The organism is Peribacillus sp. FSL H8-0477, from assembly GCF_038002765.1.
Classification (GTDB): domain Bacteria; phylum Bacillota; class Bacilli; order Bacillales; family DSM-1321; genus Peribacillus.
In genome coordinates this window covers 2,113,206-2,135,952 of the sequence record NZ_JBBODE010000001.1, presented here as the reverse complement: position 1 = coordinate 2,135,952, position 22,747 = coordinate 2,113,206, and the positions used below count along the sequence as shown (strand labels likewise).

The 22,747-nt window shown below is 40.4% G+C and carries 19 protein-coding genes; 16 read left to right on the top strand and 3 right to left on the bottom strand.

The annotated features are described in order from the left end of the window. Window positions 1–75: 75 nt before the first annotated feature. From speE to argS, 5 genes are all read left to right on the top strand, one after another. Window positions 76–903, top strand: a complete 828-nt coding sequence (gene speE, locus MHI18_RS10690) for a spermidine synthase (RefSeq protein WP_040374760.1) — start codon at window positions 76–78, stop codon at window positions 901–903. Window positions 904–1,064: 161 nt separating this feature from the next. Then, the gene (speB, locus tag MHI18_RS10685) at window positions 1,065–1,946 is read left to right on the top strand and encodes an agmatinase (protein ID WP_040374763.1); all 882 of its coding nucleotides are present in this window, start codon (window positions 1,065–1,067) and stop codon (window positions 1,944–1,946) included. A gap of 682 nt (window positions 1,947–2,628) precedes the next feature. Further along, complete coding sequence (locus MHI18_RS10680; RefSeq protein ID WP_340847331.1) at window positions 2,629–2,763, top strand: hypothetical protein; 135 nt, start codon at window positions 2,629–2,631, stop codon at window positions 2,761–2,763. 495 nt (window positions 2,764–3,258) lie between these two features. Beyond that, window positions 3,259–3,699, top strand: coding sequence for a DUF1934 domain-containing protein (locus MHI18_RS10675; RefSeq protein ID WP_340847330.1), 441 nt, complete (start codon window positions 3,259–3,261; stop codon window positions 3,697–3,699). Window positions 3,700–3,702: 3 nt separating this feature from the next. Beyond that, window positions 3,703–5,382 (top strand): arginine--tRNA ligase, encoded by a 1,680-nt coding sequence (gene argS, locus MHI18_RS10670; protein WP_340847329.1) that lies wholly within the window; start codon window positions 3,703–3,705, stop codon window positions 5,380–5,382. 48 nt (window positions 5,383–5,430) lie between these two features. On the opposite strand, the gene uvsE is transcribed toward argS, so the two are convergent. Continuing rightward, entirely contained in the window at window positions 5,431–6,387 is a 957-nt protein-coding gene (gene uvsE / locus MHI18_RS10665; RefSeq protein ID WP_340847328.1) for a UV DNA damage repair endonuclease UvsE, read from the bottom strand. 15 nt (window positions 6,388–6,402) lie between these two features. Further along, on the bottom strand, window positions 6,403–7,614 hold the full coding sequence (cls, locus tag MHI18_RS10660) for a cardiolipin synthase (protein WP_340847648.1): 1,212 nt from the start codon (window positions 7,612–7,614) through the stop codon (window positions 6,403–6,405). 211 nt (window positions 7,615–7,825) lie between these two features. Between cls and MHI18_RS10655 the strand changes: the two genes are divergently transcribed. The 10 genes from MHI18_RS10655 to MHI18_RS10610 all read left to right on the top strand — a co-directional run bounded on the left by MHI18_RS10655 (window position 7,826) and on the right by MHI18_RS10610 (window position 21,465). Then, window positions 7,826–9,955, top strand: a complete 2,130-nt coding sequence (locus tag MHI18_RS10655) for a (Fe-S)-binding protein (RefSeq protein WP_340847327.1) — start codon at window positions 7,826–7,828, stop codon at window positions 9,953–9,955. 195 nt (window positions 9,956–10,150) lie between these two features. Beyond that, window positions 10,151–11,338 carry an acetyl-CoA C-acetyltransferase gene (locus MHI18_RS10650; RefSeq protein WP_340847326.1) on the top strand — a complete coding sequence of 396 codons (1,188 nt, stop codon included), beginning with the start codon at window positions 10,151–10,153 and terminating at the stop codon, window positions 11,336–11,338. Between the two features lie 20 nt (window positions 11,339–11,358). Beyond that, window positions 11,359–12,210, top strand: a complete 852-nt coding sequence (locus MHI18_RS10645; protein WP_340847325.1) for a 3-hydroxybutyryl-CoA dehydrogenase — start codon at window positions 11,359–11,361, stop codon at window positions 12,208–12,210. Between the two features lie 26 nt (window positions 12,211–12,236). Next, window positions 12,237–13,382 (top strand): acyl-CoA dehydrogenase, encoded by a 1,146-nt coding sequence (locus tag MHI18_RS10640; RefSeq protein ID WP_340847324.1) that lies wholly within the window; start codon window positions 12,237–12,239, stop codon window positions 13,380–13,382. Window positions 13,383–13,387: 5 nt separating this feature from the next. After that, entirely contained in the window at window positions 13,388–14,527 is a 1,140-nt protein-coding gene (locus MHI18_RS10635; protein ID WP_340847323.1) for an acyl-CoA dehydrogenase, read from the top strand. 68 nt (window positions 14,528–14,595) lie between these two features. After that, complete coding sequence (locus MHI18_RS10630) at window positions 14,596–15,222, top strand: TetR/AcrR family transcriptional regulator (RefSeq protein WP_340847322.1); 627 nt, start codon at window positions 14,596–14,598, stop codon at window positions 15,220–15,222. 55 nt (window positions 15,223–15,277) lie between these two features. After that, entirely contained in the window at window positions 15,278–18,544 is a 3,267-nt protein-coding gene (gene icmF, locus MHI18_RS10625) for a fused isobutyryl-CoA mutase/GTPase IcmF (RefSeq protein ID WP_340847321.1), read from the top strand. A 117-nt stretch (window positions 18,545–18,661) separates the two neighbouring features. Beyond that, window positions 18,662–18,811, top strand: a complete 150-nt coding sequence (locus MHI18_RS10620; protein ID WP_340847320.1) for a hypothetical protein — start codon at window positions 18,662–18,664, stop codon at window positions 18,809–18,811. Window positions 18,812–18,992: 181 nt separating this feature from the next. Further along, window positions 18,993–19,577 (top strand): DNA-directed RNA polymerase subunit delta, encoded by a 585-nt coding sequence (gene rpoE / locus MHI18_RS10615; protein WP_340847319.1) that lies wholly within the window; start codon window positions 18,993–18,995, stop codon window positions 19,575–19,577. A 286-nt stretch (window positions 19,578–19,863) separates the two neighbouring features. Further along, window positions 19,864–21,465, top strand: coding sequence for a CTP synthase (locus MHI18_RS10610; protein WP_340847318.1), 1,602 nt, complete (start codon window positions 19,864–19,866; stop codon window positions 21,463–21,465). Window positions 21,466–21,517: 52 nt separating this feature from the next. Here the strand turns inward: MHI18_RS10610 and MHI18_RS10605 are convergent, their stop codons facing one another. After that, a complete protein-coding gene (locus MHI18_RS10605; RefSeq protein WP_340847317.1) occupies window positions 21,518–22,036 on the bottom strand; it encodes a DUF2529 domain-containing protein in 519 nt (172 codons plus the stop codon). A gap of 223 nt (window positions 22,037–22,259) precedes the next feature. Here MHI18_RS10605 and MHI18_RS10600 point away from each other — a divergent pair, with 223 nt between their 5' ends. Next, window positions 22,260–22,631 (top strand): response regulator, encoded by a 372-nt coding sequence (locus MHI18_RS10600; protein WP_340847316.1) that lies wholly within the window; start codon window positions 22,260–22,262, stop codon window positions 22,629–22,631. Window positions 22,632–22,747: the final 116 nt, after the last annotated feature.

Below are 22,747 nucleotides of genomic sequence, written 5' to 3'. Positions count from 1 at the left end.
TTTAAAATGAACAGATCGTCATCGGAGCTCTAGAAATCAGTCACCGGGACGGCACATAGAAAGGGAGCGAAATATATGAGCATTTGGTTCACAGAGAAACAAACTGAGAATTTTGGGATTACGATGAAAGTAAATCGGACCCTTCACACGGAGCAAACAGAGTTTCAAAAGTTGGATATGATAGAAACAGAAGAATGGGGAAATATGCTTCTTCTTGATGATATGGTAATGACTTCAACACGTGATGAGTTTGTCTATCACGAAATGGTGGCCCATGTGCCGTTATTTACGCATCCAAATCCTGAAAATGTACTGGTTGTCGGAGGCGGAGATGGCGGAGTAATCCGTGAAATTCTTAAGCACCCAAGCGTGAAAAAAGCAACTCTTGTAGACATTGATGGAAAAGTAATCGAATACTCGAAGAAATTTTTGCCGGAAATCGCTGGAAAGCTTGATGATCCACGTGTGGATGTTCAAGTAGGCGACGGCTTTATGCATATAGCAAAAAGTGAAAATGAATATGATGTCATTATGGTGGATTCAACAGAACCAGTAGGCCCAGCGGTTAACCTATTTACTAAAGGCTTTTACGCGGGAATCTCGAAAGCATTGAAGGAAGACGGAATCTTTGTCGCACAATCAGACAATCCATGGTTCAAAGCAGACCTGATCCGTGATGTTCAACGTGATGTAAAAGAAATTTTCCCAATCACAAGCCTCTATTTAGCCAATATTCCAACATACCCAAGTGGACTATGGGCATTTACAATCGGCTCTAAAAAATACAACCCGCTGGAAATCAGTGAAGACCGTTTCCATGAAATCGACACAAAATACTACACAAAAGAATTACACAAAGCAGCGTTCGTCCTACCAAAATTCGTACAAGATTTAATTAAATAACAAGAAAAGCGGAGTCGCCTTGTTTTGCAAAGGGTGAAAGCCTTTTGAGGGCGCACATCTTTTCCACAGTGAGCTAGGCGATGCAGCTGGACAATAGCGAAAACGCGTTGAAAGGGAGAGGCGCTCTCCCTTTTTCTATGAACAGAAAAGGAGGAATTTCATTGCATTTTGACCCAGCTTATTCAGGCAATGTTTTCATTAAGAGTCACCCTAATTACGAGGAAAGTGAAGCTGTAATTTACGGTATGCCAATGGATTGGACGGTCAGCTTCCGCCCAGGATCTCGTTTTGGTCCAACTCGTATTCGGGAAGTGTCAATCGGCCTTGAGGAGTACAGCCTTTATTTAGACAAAGAGTTAGAAGAAGTGAAATATTTTGATGCTGGCGATATTCCATTGCCATTTGGCAATCCAGAGCGCAGTGTGGTCATGATTGAAGAATTCGTCGATAGCGTACTGGCAGATGATAAATTTCCGCTGGGAATCGGCGGGGAGCATCTTGTGACATGGCCTGTAATTAAAGCGATGCACAAAAAATATCCGGACTTAGCCATTATTCACATGGATGCTCATACGGATTTGCGTGAGGATTATGAAGGCGAGCCGCTGTCGCATGCGACGGTTATCCGTAAAGCAGCCGAATTAATTGGTCCAAAAAATGTGTATTCATTTGGCATTCGCTCTGGACTCAAAGAGGAATTTAAGTGGGCAAAGGAAAATGGCATGCAAATTTCACCGTTTGAAGTTCTAGAGCCATTGAAAAAAGCACTGCCGGAATTGGCAGGGCGCCCGGTATATGTAACGATTGACATTGATGTCCTTGATCCTGCACATGCGCCAGGAACTGGCACAGTAGACTGCGGAGGCATCACCGCAAAAGAATTACTTGCCTCCATTCACGCAATATCACATGCGAAACTAAATGTGGTTGGCTGTGATTTGGTCGAAGTAGCACCAATCTATGACCCTTCAGAACAAACAGCGAATACAGCAAGCAAGTTAATCCGCGAAATGATACTTGGCTGGGTTCAAAATCGTAAATAACAATGGAAGGCTGCTGAGTAGGCAGCCTTTTTTTTGTTGGCTCGGAAGTGTATCAGAAATTGAACAGAAGGGAGAAGTAGCTGCTGAATCAGTAGAATTACAGACTGGTCTTTGGGTGGAATCAACTATCAAATGGGGGGATTTCAGCCTCACCAGAGCAGAAGATACACCTTTTTGAAAAGAAAAAGAGTAGTTTTGCTTGATGGGCCGAATCAATTGAAAAAAGGGCCGAATGGTTAGACGTTTGGGCCGAATGATTGGCAAAAAGGGCCGAATCAAAAGCAAAATGGGCCGAATCATCTCTCAAATGGAGGTATTTCAGCCTCACCATGATGGATCAAACGACCTTTTCAAGCCAAAAGAGCAGAAGATACACTTTTTTGAAAAGAAAAGAATAGTTTTTCCTTGAGAATAGCAGTTTGGATTTTTGGGTCGAATCAAAAGCAGAATGGGCTGAATCATCTTCCAAATGGTGGGGATTCAGCCTCACCATGATGGTCCAAACAACCTTTCCAGCCCAAAAGAGCAGAAGATACACCTTTTTGAAAAGAAAAAGAGTAGTTTTGCTTGATGGGGCGAATCAAGATTAAGTCCATATAATTGTGTAAAAAAAGAGAGTCATTTTATTCGCTCTTGGAAACAATGTTTTCACCATGAAAACACATTGAAAAGAGGGAATATAATGACTCAGTTACAGTTTAACCTTGATATCGATCTTTTAAAACTTTCCATTATGAATTCTAATCTTGATGCCGTGATTAAATCAGCGGTTGTGTTGATCTTAAATGAAAACATTGTTAACAAATTTACACAATAATAAGGACTTGACTCTCAAATGGCGGGAATTCAGCCTCACCATGTTAGATCAAACGACCCTTTCAAGCCAAAAGAATAGAAGATACACTTTTTTGAAAAGAAAAAAAGTAGTTTCCCTTGAGAAAGGCAGTTTGGATTTTTGGGCCGAATCAGTCGGAAAAAGGGACGAATGTTTCCACGTTTGGGCCGAATGATTGGCAAAAAGGGCCGAATTAAAAGCAGAATGGGCCGAATCAACTCCCAAATGTGAAAATCAGTCCTCGCCTTGAACGGATCAAACAACCTTTCCAGCCCAAATGAGCAGAAAATACGCCAAAAACAGTCCAACCCAGGCTGCGTCAGGCAACTTTTCAGGTAAAGCTAGTTGTTTTTAAAAATAAGGTATGGATAAAAAGTAATTCGTGAAAAATGGTAGAAATTCGAGTTCAAGTTGAAACTTGTCTCGAGAAAATTTATACTTATAAGGTTATTAGAGAAAATGAAGGATGTGTGACGTTTGTCTCTTCATGAAAATAAACAACAAAAGATAAAAGTTGTTCTTCAAACGAAGATTATGCACGAGGGTGTAACGGAGAATTTTGAAGTGAAGACTTCTGGTTTGAAGTTTAGGAAAGGCTCTGCTCTTTATTTTCAGTATGCTGAAAAAACAGAAGCAGGGGATACACAAACTACAATTAAGTTTAAAGAGTATGAAACGCTTTTGTTAAGAAATGGCGCGGTTAAAATGAGGCAGCTTTTTCGCCCATCGGAAATCACGAACGGGCATTATGAAAGTATATATGGAACATTACCCATGCGTACCCATACAGAGTCGATTGAGCATCTGTGGAACGAGAATACCAATGAAGGGGTATTGCGTCTTCGGTATACACTTGATGTACAGGGCGGAGAACCAGGGCAATATGAATTGAATTTGAACTATAAGGAGGAAGCGTAAGAGATGAATATTGTTGAACAAGTGCAAGAAAAGTTAAAACAAGAAATTAAAGATGCAGCAGTTAAAGCTGGATTAGCTACAGAAGAACAAATTCCGTCAGTAGTTTTAGAGCTTCCTAAAGAAAAATCACATGGTGATTATTCTACGAATATGGCTATGCAGTTAGCAAGAGTGGCTAAAAAAGCTCCTCGTGCTATTGCGGAAGCTATTATTGAGAACTTTGACCGTTCGAAGGCATCCATTGAGAAAATTGAAATTGCTGGTCCTGGTTTCATTAACTTTTATATGGATAATGCGTATTTAACAGAATTAATTCCTGTGATCTTAGACGCTCAAGAAGCATATGGTGAAAGTGACTTTGGTAAGAAGGAAAAAATCCAAGTTGAGTTTGTATCAGCTAATCCTACTGGCGACTTGCATTTGGGTCATGCTCGTGGAGCGGCAGTAGGGGATACATTATGTAATGTCCTTGCAAAAGCAGGATATGATGTATCACGCGAATACTATATAAATGATGCTGGAAATCAAATTAATAATTTAGCTCGTTCCATTGAAGCTCGTTATTTCCAAGCACTTGGAATGGACACGCCAATGCCTGAAGATGGGTACCATGGTGCTGATATTATTGGCATCGGGAAGCAGCTTGCTGCAGATTATGGCGATAAATATGTAACGGTTGCTGAAGATGTACGTTTTGGCTTTTTCCGTGAATACGGCTTGAAATACGAAATGGCGAAATTAAAAGAAGATCTTGAGAATTTCCGCGTTCGTTTTGATGTTTGGTATTCGGAAACTTCGCTTTATAAAGATGGGAAAATTGAAGAAGCTCTTTCTGAATTGAGAGAAAGAGGTCATATTTTCGAAGAAGGCGGCGCAACTTGGTTCCGTTCATCGGCGCTTGGAGACGATAAGGACCGTGTTCTAATTAAACAAGATGGTTCGTTTACGTATCTTTTACCGGATATTGCTTACCACCGTAATAAATTAGAACGTGGATTCGAAACGCTGATCAATGTTTGGGGTGCTGACCATCATGGCTATATCCCGCGTATGAAAGCAGCTATCCAAGCACTTGGCTTTAATAAAGAACAGCTGGAAGTAGAGATTATTCAACTTGTTCATTTATTCAAAGACGGCGAAAAAATGAAAATGAGTAAACGTACAGGAAAAGCTGTAACCATGCGCGATCTCATTGATGAGGTTGGACTAGATGCTACGCGTTACTTCTTTGCAATGAGAAGTGCCGATACGCATTTAGATTTTGATTTAGATCTTGCAGTTTCTCAATCGAATGATAATCCAGTCTATTATGCACAATACGCTCATGCGCGGATTTGCAGCATCTTGCGTCAAGGCGAAGAATCGCAGATTAATTATGATGAAAATGTAGATTTCAGCCTGATTTCGAGTGAAAAAGAAATCGAGCTATTGAAGAAACTTGGTGAGTTCCCGCAGATTATTGCGGATGCCGCAGAAAAACGGATGCCGCATCGTATGACTAATTATATTTATGAATTAGCTTCTACTTTCCATAGCTTCTACAATGCAGATAAAGTATTAGACAAAGAACAGCCAGAACGCAGCAAAGCCCGTCTTGCATTGGTTAAAACCGTTCAAATCACTATGAAAAATGCATTAGCTTTAATCGGAGTTTCTGCACCAGAACAAATGTCCCGCAACTAGAAGGTCACCAAAAAGCCATTCTGCTTTCACAGCAGAATGGCTTTTTGACTATTTCCAGGCCACCATACCTCCGCTGACACGTTTGACACCTCGGATTTTTGAGATGTCTTCAATGAGTTTTAGCATGGCCAGATCCTTTGCTTTTGCTTCAATCATGAAGTCGACATCTTGGTCGATTTCTTTAAGTGCGACCAAAAGGGGAGTAATAAAGGCTAAATCAACATAATCTGAGTGAGAACGGAACGCTTTTTCATTTTTGGGTGAAGAAATATGAATTTTAGGAGGTATCCCTGTTTGATCCCAAGTGGCAAATATAGCTGGGAGCAGCTCGTGAAATAATTGTTTCCCTAAATTCGCCTGATCATGATGGTAGTCAAAAACAAGAGGAATCCCTTCTGTTTGGCAAATAGCTAGTGTTTCATTTGTCGTATAGGTTTTGTCATCATTTTCTAGCGTCATTTGCTGTTTAATCAGCTTTGGCAAAGAGATAATATTTTCATAGAAGCGTTTTGTAGCAGCATCTTTATCCCCATATGCCCCACCTACATGAATATTAATTCGAGCATTTGAGAGAACATCCATTGCTTCAAGCATCTGATAATGATAATTCATATCTTTAACAGAATTTTCTGTTATTGATGGTTTGCCGCTTGTAAATAGTGTAAACTGATTAGGATGGAAGCTTACTCTCATTCGATGTTTGTTAATCCAGTCCCCAAGTTCCTTCCACTCCTTTTTAAATGGTGTAATAAAGTCCCAATTGACTTCAGGATGCGTGGCAAGCGGCACGATGGAACTTGATAGACGATAGAGTTGGATTTCATGAGCCGTGTTGTAATAAAGGATTCTCCGTGTATTTTCTAAATTCGTTTTAGTGATCTCTAGTAACCGACGGTCGCGATCTTCTTTTGTCAGTTGGCCATAACGCTTAAATGTCATGGTCCGTGAGGGAGAGGTCTCCCATAGTGAGAGGGCGGTTGAAACATACCCCATTCGAATGTTCATAGTTGCTCCTTTCACCTAGAGAAAAGCCGATAGTGTATAGGCGATTTTTTCTTTTATTGACTCAAGTACCTTAATCTTTGCTAGAGAAGCAGCGGGTAAAGGCGTGGAATAGTTAATGTCCTCTTGGATTTTTTCCTTTATCTCTTGAATACATTCTGGTTCATAAACAAGGCAGTTCATTTCGTAATTAAGAAATAAACTGCGCCTGTCAAAATTGGCTGTCCCAATATCACAAATCGTATCATCAATGAGCAGGATTTTGGAATGGTAGAACCCTCTCTGAAATTGAAAAACCTTTGCGCCTTCTTTAATAAGAATGCGAAAGTAGGGAAAAGAAGCCTCTTTAACAAATGCGTGATCTGCTTTTTTAGGCACAATGATTCTGACATCGATATTGTTTTTTATTGCTGATCGTAAAGTCTCAAAAAGAGCGGGACTTGGAATAAAATAGGGAGTACCAATAATAATGCTTTTTTTAGCTTGTTTAATTAGCGTAGTTAATGTCTCCTCGAGGCCGAATCCGGCAGTAGGGATAAATTGGTGTCTGCTTTTTCCAATGCAAGTTAAGGGGAAATATGCCTTATTGGATAGGAAATTTTCCTTCGTTGCAGCTAACCAATCATGTAAAAATTCAAATTGCAGATCCTGAACACCCTCGCCTTGGAGCTTTAGATGATAGTCACGCCATGGGTGAAGGATGGGATCCATGTCGATGTATTCCTTTCCAATATTGAAGCCGCCAAGATAACCAATTTGTCCGTCGATAACAGTGATCTTTCGGTGGTTCCGTTTTTGGAGAGAATAAAAGATAAAGGGGAGATTTGGCCTGCAGCTATAGGCAAAATAGACACCGTTTTTTCGTAACTCCTTAATCCGTTTATAGGGAATTCGAAACCCTCCCATCCAGTCAACCATGAGCCGAACTTCTAACCCATTCTTTGCCTTACTTTGCAGGAGATTTAAAAAATCCTGACTAAATTGATCATATTTTACAATATAAAAAAGGACATGGATGTGTCTTTTAGCTTGTTTAATTTCTTTGAAAAAGTCCTCAAATAAGTCGATTCCAGATGTGAAGATATGAATATTACTGTGGCGTTGAGGATGGCTGAAATTTTGTTTCCCTTTGACGTGGACATGGCGTCCCCATGTAAAGTCTAGGAGCAACCATAATAAAAAAAGTATGACTAGTAGAACGCCTAGAATAATTCCTTTCAAGACAGCCATCTCCTTCAACTCATTCATCTGCCTAGTCTGCACAGAATTGCAGGATTGTACTCGGTATTATCAAATCAAAAAAAAACTAAATTTGGAAGAAAAAAGTTGACTGAATGCTCATTCATTATATAATAAAAGTAATCAATATCAGAAAATGCCAGATTTTCAAAATTAATTGAAAATACCTGGTCTATTGTGAAGTCAGGAGGGGGCGTTACACATGAATGGATTACTATGGATTAATTTAGCCGCAACAATAATTGTAATCGCTTACGGAGTTGGCTTATTTACCTATTTATTGCGGACAAGAACGGCTTATGTAAAGCTCGGAAAAAAAGTAGAGTTTGATAAACGAGTGAAAGAACGACTTGGAAAAATCATGGTATTTGTATTTGGACAAAAAAAGCTATTTAAAGATAAAAAAAGCGGGATAATCCACACCATGCTTTTTTACGGCTTTATTTTGGTCCAATTTGGCGCTGTTGATTTTATTATAAAAGGGATTAAACCGGGTGCCCATTTACCGCTTGGCCCACTTTACCCGGCCTTTACGTTTTTTCAGGAAATCATAACGCTCGTTGTGCTGATAGCTATTTTTGCGGCTTTCTACCGTCGCTATATTGAAAAGCTTGTTCGGTTAAAACGAGGCTTTAAAGCAGGACTTGTTGTTATTTTCATTACCACAATCATGGTTACTGTTTTAACTGGTAATGGAATGGCCATGATTTGGCATGGACATGAGGCAGCTTGGTCAGAACCAGTCGCTTCAGGAATCGCTTTCTTATTTGGCTGGATCGGAGAAACGGCCGCTATCGTTGTCTTTTATGTTGCATGGTGGCTGCATTTAATTACGATTTTGACGTTTATGGTTTATATCCCTCAAGGGAAGCATTTCCATCTTATTGCAGGTCCATTGAATGTATTCATTAACCGTCTGGATAACCCAGGTAAGTTGAAAGCAATCAACTTTGAAGAAGAGCCTGAAGATGAAAATGAAGAAGTGATTTATGGAGCTAAAACGATACAAGATTTCACCGAATATCAATTAGTAGATTTATATGCCTGTGTAGAGTGCGGAAGATGTACGAATATGTGTCCTGCTTCAGGTACAGGAAAAATGTTGTCACCGATGGATCTCATCATTAAAATGAGAGATCATTTAACCAATACAGGTGCGGCTATTACACAAAAGCAGCCTTGGGTACCGACGTTTGTTTTCGGTAATACTCAGGGAAACCAACTGGCACTGGCCAGTGCTTCACAAGGGGAACAGGAGTCAGCAGCAGCAGTTGAGACTTACAGTGCCAGCCTGATTGGCGAAGTAATTACAGAAGAAGAGCTGTGGGCATGTACGACATGCCGCAACTGTGAAGACCAGTGTCCGGTTATGAATGAACACGTAGATAAGATTATTGATATGCGAAGATATTTAGTGCTGAATGAAGGGAAAATGAACCCGGATGCACAGCGCGCGATGACCAATATTGAGCGTCAAGGGAATCCGTGGGGCTTAAACCGCAAAGAAAGAGAAAACTGGAGAGAAATTCGCGACGATGTTCACGTTCCAACCGTTAAAGAAATGAATAAAGCGGGGGAAGAATTTGAGTATTTATTCTGGGTAGGTTCAATGGGTTCATACGACAGCCGTTCCCAAAAAATCGCACTTTCCTTTGCCAAATTATTAAATGAAGCCGGTGTGAAATTTGCCATCTTAGGCAATAAAGAAAAGAATTCTGGAGATACACCGCGTCGTCTTGGTAATGAATTTGTTTTCCAGGACCTAGCTGTTAAGAATATCGAAGAGTTCGAGAAGAATGAAGTGAAAAAAATCGTTACGATTGATCCGCATGCGTACAATATCTTTAAGAATGAGTACCCTGATTTCGGTCTTAAAGCAGAAGTGTATCATCATACGGAAATACTGGCTGAGCTTGTTAGAGAAGGAAAGCTTGTACCGAAGCATCCTGTTAATGAAAAAATTACTTTCCATGATTCTTGTTATTTAGGCCGGTATAACGAAGTATATGATCCACCACGTGATATCTTAAGAGCCATTCCGGGAGTCGAGCTTGTTGAAATGGAACGGAATCGTGAAAAAGGAATGTGTTGTGGAGCCGGCGGCGGGTTGATGTGGATGGAAGAAGAAACAGGTCACCGTATTAACGTAGCTCGTACGGAGCAAGCGTTAGAAGTTGAGCCATCAATCATCAGTTCAGGCTGTCCATATTGCTTAACAATGATTTCTGACGGAACAAAGGCGAAAGAAGTTGAAGAAAGCGTCGGGACTTATGACGTGGCTGAATTGCTTGAGAAGTCACTCATGGGTGAACTAAAAACCCTAGTATCATAAATAAACATGTACCTGCTTCATCATTCTTCTTTTTTAGAAGGAAGCAGGTATTTTTTTAGAAATAATTAACTTATTATTTAATTTTTTCAATTAATTCATGTAAACTATGATAAAGCGCTTACATGTATTTTTGATTTCGTCATGAGCGAGCGTTCAGTCGACGAAACAAAAAACATTTAAAAGGGGGACTATTCGATGACGAAAACAGTAATAATCAGCGGTGTTCGGACACCATTTGGAAAATTTGGCGGGGGGTTAAGCACCCTTACAGCTTCGGAGCTTGGCGGTATTGCCATTAAAGAGGCTTTACAAAGAGCAGGAATAGAGGGAAGTCAGGTAGATGAGGTGATTATGGGGAATGTCCTTCAGGCAGGGCAGGGACAAATCCCCTCTCGTCAGGCATTAAGACATGCTGGTATCCCTTGGGAAATCAAAACAGAAACGATTAATAAAGTATGCGCTTCTGGTCTGCGCAGTGTGACACTTGCTGATCAAATCATTCGAGCTGGTGATGAGGAAGTGATTGTAGCCGGCGGCATGGAGTCCATGAGCAATGCACCGTATTTCCTTCCAAAGGCTAGATGGGGACTGCGAATGGGGGACGCTCCAATGAAAGATTTGATGATTCATGATGGGTTAAGCTGCAGTTTTACGGGTGCACATATGGGTACGTATGGAAACAGCACAGCCACAGAACTCGAGTTAACTCGTGAAGAGCAAGATAACTGGGCATTTCAAAGTCATCAAAAAGCTGTAAAGGCAATAGAAGAAGGGATTCTAGCTGAAGAGATTATCCCAGTAACAGTGCCTGTTCGTAAAGGAGAGCCCGTAATAGTTGAACATGATGAAGCGCCGCGTAAGGATACTTCCATTGAGAAGCTAGCGAAATTAGGACCAGCGTTCAATAAAGAAGGAAGTATAACAGCAGGGAATGCACCTGGAGTAAATGATGGTGCAGGTGCAATGGTGTTAATGAGTGAGGAACGTGCAGTGAGGGAAGGGAAAACACCATTCGCATACATTATTGGTCATGCAGAAGTCGCAACAGAAGCAAAGGATTTTCCCAAAACTCCGGGACTTGTCATTAACACATTATTGAAAAAGACTGGAAAAACACTAGATGAAATTGATTTATTCGAAGTAAATGAAGCTTTTGCTGCAGTTGCTTTGGCAAGTGGGAAGATCGCGAAGATAAACCTAGAAAAAGTAAATGTCAATGGCGGTGCTGTTGCACTTGGTCATCCAATTGGAGCAAGCGGTGCTCGAATTATTATTACATTAATGCATGAATTAAAGCGACGCGGCGGGGGCTTAGGGATAGCAGCCATTTGCAGCGGCGGAGGCCAGGGCGATGCGATCTTAATCGAAGTACCAAAGTCATAACTTACTAGGGGGAGAACGACATGATTATTGAAAAAGTGTTAGTAATTGGTGCTGGTCAGATGGGATCGGGTATTGCACAAGTATGCGCGATGAGCGGATATGACGTGATTTTACATGATTTAAAGAATGAATTTGTTCAAAAAGGCATTCAAAGTATCTCCAAAAACCTTAACCGCCAAGTGGAAAAAGGAAAGATATCAGACGAGGAAAAACAGAATATAGTATCAAGACTAACAGCCTCTACGGATATACAAAATGCTGCAGGTGTGGATTTAGTCATTGAAGCAGCCATTGAAAATATGAAGATAAAGTCCAAATTATTTACCCAGTTAGACGAAATCGCCCCAAAACATGCGATTCTTGCTACGAATACATCATCGCTGCCTATTACAGAAATTGCAGCTGCAACCAAGCGGCCAGAGCAGGTTATCGGTATGCATTTCATGAATCCAGTGCCAGTGATGAAATTAGTTGAGGTTATTCGTGGGTTAGCTACATCTGATGAAGTATACAGAGCCATTGAGGATATGGCGAAAAAGTTATCAAAGGTACCAGTAGAGGTCAATGATTTTCCTGGCTTCGTGGCAAACAGAATCCTCATGCCTATGATAAATGAAGCCGTGTATACCTTGTATGAAGGGGTTGCAAGCAAGGAAGACATTGATAATGTGATGAAACTAGGGATGAACCATCCGATGGGACCACTGACACTAGCTGACTTTATTGGTTTGGATACTTGTCTATATATAATGGAAACGCTTCATGAAGGCTTTGGTGATGATAAATATCGGCCATGTCCGTTATTACGTAAATATGTAAAAGCTGGATGGCTGGGTAAAAAAACCGGCCGTGGTTTTTACGAATATAACTAACAAGAATCAGGGCAGGGGGTATTACTTTGAACTTACACTTTACAGATGAACAGCAAATGATGCGTAAAATGGTCCGAGAGTTTGCACGAGAAGAAATTGCTCCTTTTGTTGAGAATATGGAGAATGGAGAATTTCCAAGACAACTCTTAAAAAAAATGGGTGAGCTTGGGTTAATGGGCATTCCGGTACCTGAGAAATACGGTGGTGCGGAAATGGACTTCATCTCCTATATTATTGCGATTCATGAAATTTCTGTGGTTAGTCCAACTTTAGGCGTTATTCTCTCCGTACATACATCTGTCGGAACCAGCCCCATTGTCTATTTTGGAAATGAAAGTCAGAAACGAAAATATGTACCAAAGCTCGCGAGCGGGGAATATTTGGGAGCATTTTGTCTGACTGAACCGAGTGCGGGTTCAGATGCTGGAAGTCTAAAATCAAAGGCTGTTAGAGATGGCGATTTTTATAAGATAAATGGGTCAAAGATATTTATTACAAACGGCGGCGAAGCAGATGTGTACATTGTGTTTGTATCTACAAACCCGGATGAGGGCAGCAGAGGAATCTCTGCATTTATTGTTGAAAAAAACACGCCGGGGTTAATCATTGGTAAAGATGAACACAAAATGGGCTTATCTGGTTCACGCACAGTTCAGCTGACCTTTGAAAACATGATGGTACCAAAAGAAAATCTGCTTGGAGAAGAAGGGGAAGGATTCAAAATTGCCCTAGCTAATCTTGATGTCGGCAGAATTGGAATAGCAGCGCAAGCACTTGGAATTGCTGAGGGGGCATTTAATCATGCCGTTTCATATGCAAAAGAACGTGTGCAATTCGGTAAACCCATTGCCGCCCAGCAAGGTATCGGATTTAAGCTGGCGGATATGGGCACGGCGGTTGAAGCGTCAAGATTATTAGTCTATCAAGCAGCAGCCCTCCGCGCTCAAGGACTCCCATGCGGGAAGCAAGCTTCCATGGCCAAACTGTTTGCTTCGAAAACGGCAGTAGACGTAACAAGTGAAGCCATCCAAGTTTATGGCGGCTACGGATATACCAAGGACTATCCGGTCGAGCGCTATTTTCGTGATGCAAAGGTTACGGAGATTTATGAAGGTACCAGCGAAATCCAACACATCGTTATTGCAAAACATCTAATCAGAGACGGGAGATAATCACTATGCAATTTAAATTAACAGAAGAACACGAAATGATCAGAAAAATGGTGCGGGACTTTGCCAAGAATGAAGTGGCCCCAACTGCAGCAGAACGAGATGAAGAAGAACGCTTTGATATGGACATATTTAAAAAAATGGCCGAACTCGGTTTGACTGGAATACCTTGGCCCGAAGAATACGGCGGAATTGGCAGCGATTATTTAGCCTATTGTATTGCAATTGAAGAATTGTCCAAGGTCTGTGCATCAACAGGGGTTACTTTATCTGCACATACTTCACTTGCTGGATGGCCGATTTATAAATTTGGTTCAGAGGAACAAAAGCAAAAATATCTTCGACCAATGGCACAAGGGGAAACCATTGGTGCATATGGCTTGACCGAGCCGGGATCTGGTTCAGATTCGGGAGCTATGAGAACAACGGCTGTTGCAGATGGTGATGATTATATTTTAAATGGAACGAAAATATTTATTACAAATGGCGGGATAGCTGATACATATGTTGTTTTTGCTTTGACGGATCCGGCATCAAGACAAAAAGGAACGTCTGCTTTTATTGTCGAGAAGGATTTTGAAGGATTTAGTGTAGGGAAAAAAGAGAAAAAGCTAGGGATTCGTTCGTCACCTACAACGGAATTAATCTTTGAAAATTGCCGGGTGCCAAAGGAAAACTTATTAGGGAAAGAAGGCGAAGGATTCAAAATCGCCATGATGACACTAGACGGCGGGCGTAATGGTATAGCTGCCCAAGCAGTCGGTATTGCTCAAGGCGCACTAGATGCAGCGGTTGACTATGCCAAGGAAAGGGAACAATTCGGAAAGCCAATTGCGGCTCAGCAGGGAATCGGTTTTAAATTAGCTGAAATGGCAACCAGTGTAGAAGCTGCTAGACTTCTAACCTATCAAGCTGCTTGGCTTGAATCAGAGGGTCTTCCATATGGAAAAGAGTCTGCAATGTCAAAACTATTTGCTGGGGATGCAGCTATGAAGGTGACAACGGAAGCTGTTCAGGTTTTTGGCGGTTATGGATACACAAAGGACTATCCTGTTGAACGATTTATGCGGGATGCAAAGATTACGCAGATCTACGAAGGAACCCAGGAGATTCAGAAGCTGGTTATTTCAAGAATGCTGACGAAATAACCTAGTAAGATGACTTGTTTCCGGCAGTGTTACGCCGGAGCAGGCTCATATGCAAAAGGCGGTAGAGTATGGAGAAAAGAGAAGTTCACGCATCCGTAAAGGATGAACAGCTTGTCTCGATGAGACGGACGCAAATGATTAAAGGAGCGGTAACGCTGTTTAAGGATAAAGGCTTCCACCGGACGACAACTAGGGAGATTGCTAAAGCAGCAGGCTTCAGTATTGGAACACTCTATGAATACATTAGAACAAAAGAAGATGTTTTATATTTAGTTTGCGATTTTATCTATGATGAAGTAAAAGACCGGCTTCAGAAAGAGGTTCATCAAAATCGAGGAACCATTGAAAACTTACGGCTGACGATTGCCTATTTTTTTCAAGTGATGGACGACATGCAGGATGAGGTACTTGTTATGTATCAAGAAGCGAAGTCCCTCTCAAAAGATGCCTTGCCCTATGTACTAAATAAAGAAATAGAGATGGTTAAGATGTTTGAAGTAGTTATCTCACATTGTGTAGAAAACGGAGAGCTGCGTCTTTCAGAGAAAGAAATCAGCCTTGTTGCTCATAATATTTTTGTTCAGGGTCAAATGTGGGGGTTCCGAAGGTGGGCACTGCAGAAGGCATATACACTTGAAGAATATATTGAAATTCAAACGGAACTGTTAATTGGAGGATTGTACGTTCATCAATAGATGACTTGTCTAAACAGATTTCAAATCGCATTTGCGAGGGATAAGGGGGAGCAGTATGAGTACAGTTGAGGTATATAAGCCTAAACATCATCTTCGCTTTGTAACAGCTTCAAGTTTGTTTGATGGTCACGATGCTTCAATCAATATTATGCGGCGCATTATGCAATCAAGTGGTGTAGAGGTCATTCATCTCGGTCATAATCGTTCAGTAGAAGAAGTCGTCAATGCGGCCATACAGGAAGATGTACAAGGAATTGCTATGTCCTCCTATCAAGGCGGCCATGTAGAGTATTTTAAATATATGTATGATTTGTTAAAGGAAAAAGGAGCCCCTCATATCCGAATCTATGCAGGCGGCGGCGGGGTCATTGTTCCACGTGAAATAAAGGAGCTGCATGACTACGGTATTGCCAGGATTTTCTCGCCAGAAGACGGAAGAGAAAATGGTCTGCAGGGGATGATTAACCTCATGCTTGAGGAAAGTGATTATTCGACGGAATGTTCGTCCCTTCAGAATCATATAGATGAACTAAGAGCAGGAAATATGAAAACGATTGCTCAGTATATTACGTTTGCTGAAAACCGGCTCGAGCTTTCTGAGGAGGCAGCGGCAGCAGCGGAAAGTCTTCTTGATCAAATTAAGACGTCAAATCAGCAGGTTCCAGTTGTTGGAATAACGGGTACAGGTGGAGCAGGGAAAAGCTCATTAACAGATGAATTAATTAGACGGTTTATTCATGAGATTCCAGAAAAAAAGGTAGCCGTTCTTTCCGTAGATCCTACTAAGCAAAAAACAGGCGGAGCACTGCTGGGAGATCGAATTCGGATGAATGCCATTTTTTCAGACCGGGTCTATATGCGCAGCTTAGCAACCCGCCATTCAAAAACCGAACTGTCTCTGGCAATTAAAGATGCTATTTCGGTTGTCAAGGCAGCTGGATTTGATTTAGTCATTGTGGAAACGAGTGGAATTGGTCAAGGTGATGCTGAAATTGCCGAAATCTGTGATGTCTCACTGTATGTGATGACTAGTGAATTTGGTGCGCCTTCACAGCTTGAGAAAATCGATATGATCGATTATGCCGATTTAATTGTAATAAATAAATACGAACGAAAAGGCTCAGAAGATGCAAAAAATCAAGTTCAGAAACAGTTCCAGCGCAGCCGCATGCTTTTCGAAGAAGATCCGTCCGGTATGCCGGTTTACGGAACAATCGCTTCTCAATTCAATGACCCAGGAACCAATGCGCTTTTTGCAGCATTGATCGAGAAAGTAAATGAAAAAGCGGGAACCAATTGGGACTCTGCCTTTTCGAAAGACGTCGATGTTAAAAAGCAGAACATTATCATTCCAAATGATCGCCGTTATTACCTAAGGGAAATTTCCGACACGGTCAGACAATACCATGGAAAAGCTGAGGAACAAGTTTTAATTGCCCGCAGAGTGTTTCAACTTGAGGGAGCAATTGAGGCCGTCAAAGTGAATGAACCGGATACTGTGGTACTTGCCGCGCTAGAAACCTTAAAGCAAGATACGGAAGAAAAGCTCACTCAAGAATCAAAGCAGATTTTAAATGGATGGATACAGTTTAAAGAACGGTATGCGGGGAAACAATTCGTGACGAATATCCGCGGGAAAGAACTTATAACGGAATTAACCACTAAAAGTCTATCTGGGTTGTCTATTCCCAAGGTGGCTTTGCCGAGGTTTAAAGACTACGGGGAAATTTTAGGCTGGGTCTATCGTGAGAATGTTCCTGGTGCGTTTCCATTTACGGCTGGTGTCTTTCCATTCAAGCGTGAAGGAGAAGATCCATTACGGCAATTTGCTGGAGAAGGTTCCCCGAGCCGGACAAACCGCCGCTTTCATTACCTGTCGAAGAACGATGAGGCGAAGCGGCTTAGTACAGCTTTTGATTCTGTGACTTTATATGGTGAAGATCCGGATTATCGTCCCGATATTTACGGTAAAGTCGGTGAAAGTGGAGTAAGTATTTGTACGCTTGATGATATGAAAAAGCTTTATGAAGGATTCAATCTTTGTCAACCATCTACCTCGGTTTCGATGACAATTAACGGGCCGGCTCCCATAATTCTTGCCATGTTTATGAATACTGCCATTGATCAGCAGGTTAGTCTGGCTGAAACTGAAAAGGGTAGAATTCTGACTCCAGAAGAATATGCTGAGGTCAGAAGCTATACACTTGAACATGTTAGAGGAACGGTCCAAGCGGATATCCTCAAGGAAGATCAAGGTCAAAATACCTGTATCTTTTCAACTGAATTTGCTTTAAAAATGATGGGGGATATTCAAGCCTTTTTTATCGATAATCGTGTCCGTAATTACTACTCTGTCTCCATATCGGGCTACCATATTGCGGAAGCAGGTGCGAATCCTATTTCACAGCTGGCGTTTACGCTTGCGAACGGATTCACCTATGTTGAGTATTACTTGAGCCGTGGAATGAATATCGATGACTTTGCACCAAATCTATCTTTCTTCTTCTCCAATGGACTGGACCCAGAATATAGTGTGATTGGCAGAGTGGCTAGGCGTATTTGGTCCACAGTCATGAGAAATAAATATGGGGCAAATGAGAGAAGTCAGAAATTGAAATATCATATCCAAACCTCTGGACGTTCACTGCACGCTCAAGAAATTGATTTCAATGATATTCGGACGACCTTACAAGCGTTGCTTGCCCTTCAGGATAATTGTAATTCGCTTCATACAAATGCCTATGATGAAGCAATTACCACACCAACTGAAGATTCTGTAAGACGTGCGATGGCCATTCAAATGATTATTACTAAAGAATATGGTTTGTCTAAAAATGAAAATCCAACTCAAGGGTCATTTATTATTGAAGAATTGACGGATTTAGTAGAAGAAATGGTCCTTCAGGAATTTGATCGTCTAAATGATCGCGGTGGGGTGCTTGGGGCAATGGAAACGCAATATCAACGAGGAAAGATTCAAGATGAATCTATGCATTATGAAATGAAAAAACATACTGGTGAACTTCCGATTATTGGTGTAAATACGTATCTGAATCCAAATCCGCCTTCTAGTGAACAGATGGATCAAATGGAACTTGCTCGAGCTACTAAAGAAGAAAAAGAGGAACAGATTCGAAATTTACGAGAATTCCAGAAAAAAAATGAACAGCTGGTGGATGAAGCTCTGCAAAGATTAAAAACGACTGCGAAAAACGGGGAGAATATCTTTGTTGAATTAATGGAATGTGTAAAAAGAGCAAGTCTTGGTCAAATCACTCATGCTTTATACGAAGTCGGCGGTCAATACCGCAGGAATATGTAAGAAAAAGGTCCATTTCGGACCTTTTTTTCGCATAAAAGCTAATTTGCCTTATAATAGTTGATAAAAGAGGCAATACTGATGGCGCCTGCCTCATTTGAAATGTTTGGAGATGGAAACATGAATCTTTTAAAGAAAGCAGGAATTGTGGCAGGTTGTTTATTCCTTCTGTATCTTATAGTTAAACTCTATGAGTATTCGCTGGGGTCTATTGGCTTTTTTCTATTAGCCATTATTTTTTTTATTGCTGCTTATCGTTTGAATAAATAAAAACTGTGAGAATCTGATACTAGACTTACATAAAAAAGGAAGAATGCCAAAGATAGAGGTAGCATAAACCCAATTTTATTGTTTATAATGGATAGTATGTTTAATAAGGATTTTCTATAGAGCAATATGCCCTGATATATTTACGTAAGGAACACAAGTTGTGTTTGAATAGAGAAAGGAAGTGCGGGGATTGAGTTTAAAACAATTACCAAAAGAGCAATTGGCAGAAATGTCGTTAATAGAACTTGCTTACGAACTATTAGTAGAGAAAAATGAGCCCTACTTATTTAAAGAGCTTACAGCAGAAATTGGAGTTTTAGCAGGACATTCAAAACAAGAAGTTAAGAGAAGAATTGCGCAATTCTACACAGATCTTAATGTAGACGGCCGCTTTACACCACTTGGCGAAAATCGATGGGGTTTAAAAGTTTGGTACCCAATTGATCAAATTGCTGAAGAAGTTGTACATGCAGTTAAGCCTAAAAAGAAAAAGGCGAAAAAAGCAGCAGTTGTGGTTGATGACTTTGATGAGGTTGATGAAGAGGAAGATGAAGACTTTATTGAATCAGACGACATTGATGATTTAGATGATGACGATGATGAAGTAGAGGAAGATCTGCTTGTTGATGAAGATCTAGTGGATGATGACGACGATGACGATGACGAAGAATTAGCTATCGATGAAAAAATAATCGATGAAGATTTCGACTTGGATGATGACGAAGATGAAGAAGAAATTGATGAAGTGGATACCGAGAAAGAATAATATCCCTCTTGACTTTTTTCTGAGGAATTTGTAGAATCATTTTTGGGCTCCTTAAAAAAGGACACAGTAAAAAATATACCGCTCCCTTACTTTTGTAGGTGGAGCGTTTTTGTTTTTTTATAGAAAAACAAAAAATAAAAACGCTGTTAAATGGTGCATTGATGAATGATTCATTCAAATAATCATCATTTTTTTATTTTTAATGGAAAAACTACAAATGAATGTATTGGATTCTCGTAGGAACGTTGAGCAAAAAAGAAAAAGGACAGTAGGGGGACACCAGCAAATGACAAAATATATATTTGTAACAGGCGGCGTTGTATCTTCTTTAGGAAAAGGAATTACAGCTGCTTCACTAGGAAGACTACTTAAAAATAGAGGGTTAAGTGTTTACGTTCAAAAGTTTGATCCGTATATTAACCTTGACCCAGGAACTATGAGTCCATATCAGCATGGTGAAGTGTTCGTGACGGATGACGGTGCAGAAACTGACCTCGATTTAGGGCATTATGAGCGGTTCATTGATATCAACTTAAGTAAATACAGCAATGTAACAACAGGTAGAGTTTACTCTACTGTTTTAAGAAAAGAACGTAGAGGCGACTATCAAGGCGGAACGGTTCAAGTCATTCCACATATTACGAATGAAATTAAAGAACGAATTCTACGAGCTGGCCACGAAACGAATGCAGACGTGGTTATCACAGAAATCGGCGGTACAGTTGGTGATATTGAATCCCTGCCATTCTTAGAAGCAATTCGTCAAATTAAAGGTGATCTTGGCCGTGACAATGTTATGTATATTCATTGTACACTTGTTCCATTTATCAAAGCTGCGGGTGAGTTAAAAACAAAACCAACTCAGCACAGTGTGAAAGAATTACGGAGTCTTGGTATTCAGCCAAACATTATTGTGGCTCGTACAGAAATTCCAATTTCTCAAGATATGAAGGATAAAATTGCGTTATTCTGCGATATTGACGCAGAGTCCGTTATCGAATGTGAAGATGCTGATACCCTTTACTCAATTCCACTTGCTCTTCAAGCTCAACATATGGACCAAATCGTTTGCGATCATTTAAAGCTAACTTGCGGTGAAGCGGATATGGAAGACTGGAAGAAGCTTGTTGAAAAAGTAACAAATCTTAAAAAAGTAGTGAAAATTGGTCTTGTTGGGAAGTATGTAGAACTTCAAGATGCTTATATTTCCGTTGTAGAAGCATTAAAACATGCTGGATACACATTCGATGCAGATATTGATATTAAGTGGATCAACTCTGAAGAAGTGAATAAAGGAAATGTTGCTGAATGGTTGAGCGATGTTGACGGAATTCTAGTACCAGGAGGATTCGGTGACCGCGGAATTGAAGGGAAAATTTCTGCGATTGAGTATGCTCGTGTGAATCAAAAGCCTTTCTTTGGTATTTGTTTGGGTATGCAGCTTGCTTCTGTTGAATTTGCACGTAACGTCTTAGGACTAGATAAAGCTCATACAGCGGAAATCGATATGGAAACGCCAGATCCAATCATCGATCTTCTGCCAGAACAAAAAGATGTAGAAGACTTAGGAGGTACGCTTCGTCTTGGCTTGTACCCATGTAAATTGGAAGAAGGATCGAAAGCCTATGAAGCATATGCGGATGAAGTGGTTTATGAACGTCATCGTCACCGCTATGAATTTAATAATCATTACCGTCAAATGATGGAAGAAGCAGGATTTGTCTTCTCTGGAACGAGCCCAGATGGTCGTTTAGTTGAAATTATTGAGCTTAAGGATCATCCTTGGTTCGTAGCTTGTCAATTCCACCCAGAGTTCATCTCACGCCCGAATCGTCCACAGCCGCTTTTCCGTGACTTTGTGGAAATGTCATTGAAAATGAAGAAATAAACGATAGAAGCTAGTAAAAAAACAGCCTGACCACTTGGTTCAGGCTGTTTTTTTAAAATTCTTGAAGAATTTCCTCCAGGGTAAACTTAATGCCATAGTAAGTAAATAAGGCAGTCATTAAATTTGGTATTCCAACTCGGTTTCCAGATTCGTCTGGAATTAGTCCTTTTTTCAAGTTTAGGTCAATATGTACATCCGCTAGTTCTACTAGTGTTGGTTCATCGGATGGAACGACCGTTGAAATAGCGGCAAAAGGAACATTCAGTTCCTGTAACTTCACAGCTAATTCAATTGCTTCTTTATCTGCCGATGTTCTAGTAAACAATAAAACCCGATCTTCTTGAGAATAAGGCATGTTTTTATAATCGAACGGAAATCCAGGAAAGGGTTCAGCACCTTCAAATGCCTCTGAGAGGATGCCGTTCATTTCACCAAAGCCTTTGATGTAGATACTTCCATCACCTACTGAAGCTTGTGCCAGCAGTCGTGCGCTGTCTTCAAAGCCAAAGGTCTCTTTATCCAATAATCTTTTGAATATCCCGCTCATCTGAGTAGAAAATATTTTTAACATGACTCATACTCCTTTTTCAATCATTATAAAATAAAGCCATTTTTATAGCCACTGAATAGATAATAACTAATTTAAATCACATTTTAGCAGGGATTTTGAACCATTTTAGCGAATTTAGTAAACATGGTCTGTTTACTGTAAAACCTTATTAAAGATGCAGCAGAAGATCCTGTTCAATATAGGAAATCTACGATAAATCCAAAGAATAAAAAGAGGTGTAGGAATGTCAGGAAAAATACTAATTGTTGATGATCAATTTGGAATAAGAATCTTGCTAAATGAAGTGTTTCATAAGGAAGGCTATCAAACCTTTCAGGCAGCAAATGGGATTCAAGCTTTAGAAATACTAACGAACCATTCTCCTGATTTAGTTTTACTAGATATGAAAATCCCAGGAATGGATGGGAATGAAATCTTAAAACGAATGAAGCAGATTGATCCGGATATCAAGGTGATCATCATGACTGCCTATGGTGAATTAGATATGATTCAGCAGGCAAAAGACCTAGGAGCAATCACCCATTTTGCCAAACCATTTGATATTGATGATATTCGTTCAGCTGTAAGGGAATACGTTCCTGTTCAATCAAGCTAAAGCTGCACTCCTTCTGTAACATGGCTGACACAAACGGCAGCCGTCTTTTTTTGGGGTAAATCATGAAAAAAACAGCTGATTTACTTGATTTTCCCGTATTATCGTCTATTTTCAAA

Bases quoted from the DNA above. Each gene is read 5' to 3' on its own strand.
- speE (WP_040374760.1), top strand. From the start codon at position 76: ATGAGCATTTGGTTCACAGAGAAACAAACTGAGAATTTTGGGATTACG.
- MHI18_RS10680 (WP_340847331.1), top strand. From the start codon at position 2,629: ATGACTCAGTTACAGTTTAACCTTGATATCGATCTTTTAAAACTTTCC.
- argS (WP_340847329.1), top strand. From the start codon at position 3,703: ATGAATATTGTTGAACAAGTGCAAGAAAAGTTAAAACAAGAAATTAAA.
- uvsE (WP_340847328.1), bottom strand. From the start codon at position 6,387: ATGAACATTCGAATGGGGTATGTTTCAACCGCCCTCTCACTATGGGAG.
- cls (WP_340847648.1), bottom strand. From the start codon at position 7,614: ATGGCTGTCTTGAAAGGAATTATTCTAGGCGTTCTACTAGTCATACTT.
- MHI18_RS10655 (WP_340847327.1), top strand. From the start codon at position 7,826: ATGAATGGATTACTATGGATTAATTTAGCCGCAACAATAATTGTAATC.
- MHI18_RS10650 (WP_340847326.1), top strand. From the start codon at position 10,151: ATGACGAAAACAGTAATAATCAGCGGTGTTCGGACACCATTTGGAAAA.
- MHI18_RS10645 (WP_340847325.1), top strand. From the start codon at position 11,359: ATGATTATTGAAAAAGTGTTAGTAATTGGTGCTGGTCAGATGGGATCG.
- MHI18_RS10635 (WP_340847323.1), top strand. From the start codon at position 13,388: ATGCAATTTAAATTAACAGAAGAACACGAAATGATCAGAAAAATGGTG.
- MHI18_RS10630 (WP_340847322.1), top strand. From the start codon at position 14,596: ATGGAGAAAAGAGAAGTTCACGCATCCGTAAAGGATGAACAGCTTGTC.
- icmF (WP_340847321.1), top strand. From the start codon at position 15,278: ATGAGTACAGTTGAGGTATATAAGCCTAAACATCATCTTCGCTTTGTA.
- MHI18_RS10620 (WP_340847320.1), top strand. From the start codon at position 18,662: ATGAATCTTTTAAAGAAAGCAGGAATTGTGGCAGGTTGTTTATTCCTT.
- MHI18_RS10610 (WP_340847318.1), top strand. From the start codon at position 19,864: ATGACAAAATATATATTTGTAACAGGCGGCGTTGTATCTTCTTTAGGA.
- MHI18_RS10605 (WP_340847317.1), bottom strand. From the start codon at position 22,036: ATGTTAAAAATATTTTCTACTCAGATGAGCGGGATATTCAAAAGATTA.
- MHI18_RS10600 (WP_340847316.1), top strand. From the start codon at position 22,260: ATGTCAGGAAAAATACTAATTGTTGATGATCAATTTGGAATAAGAATC.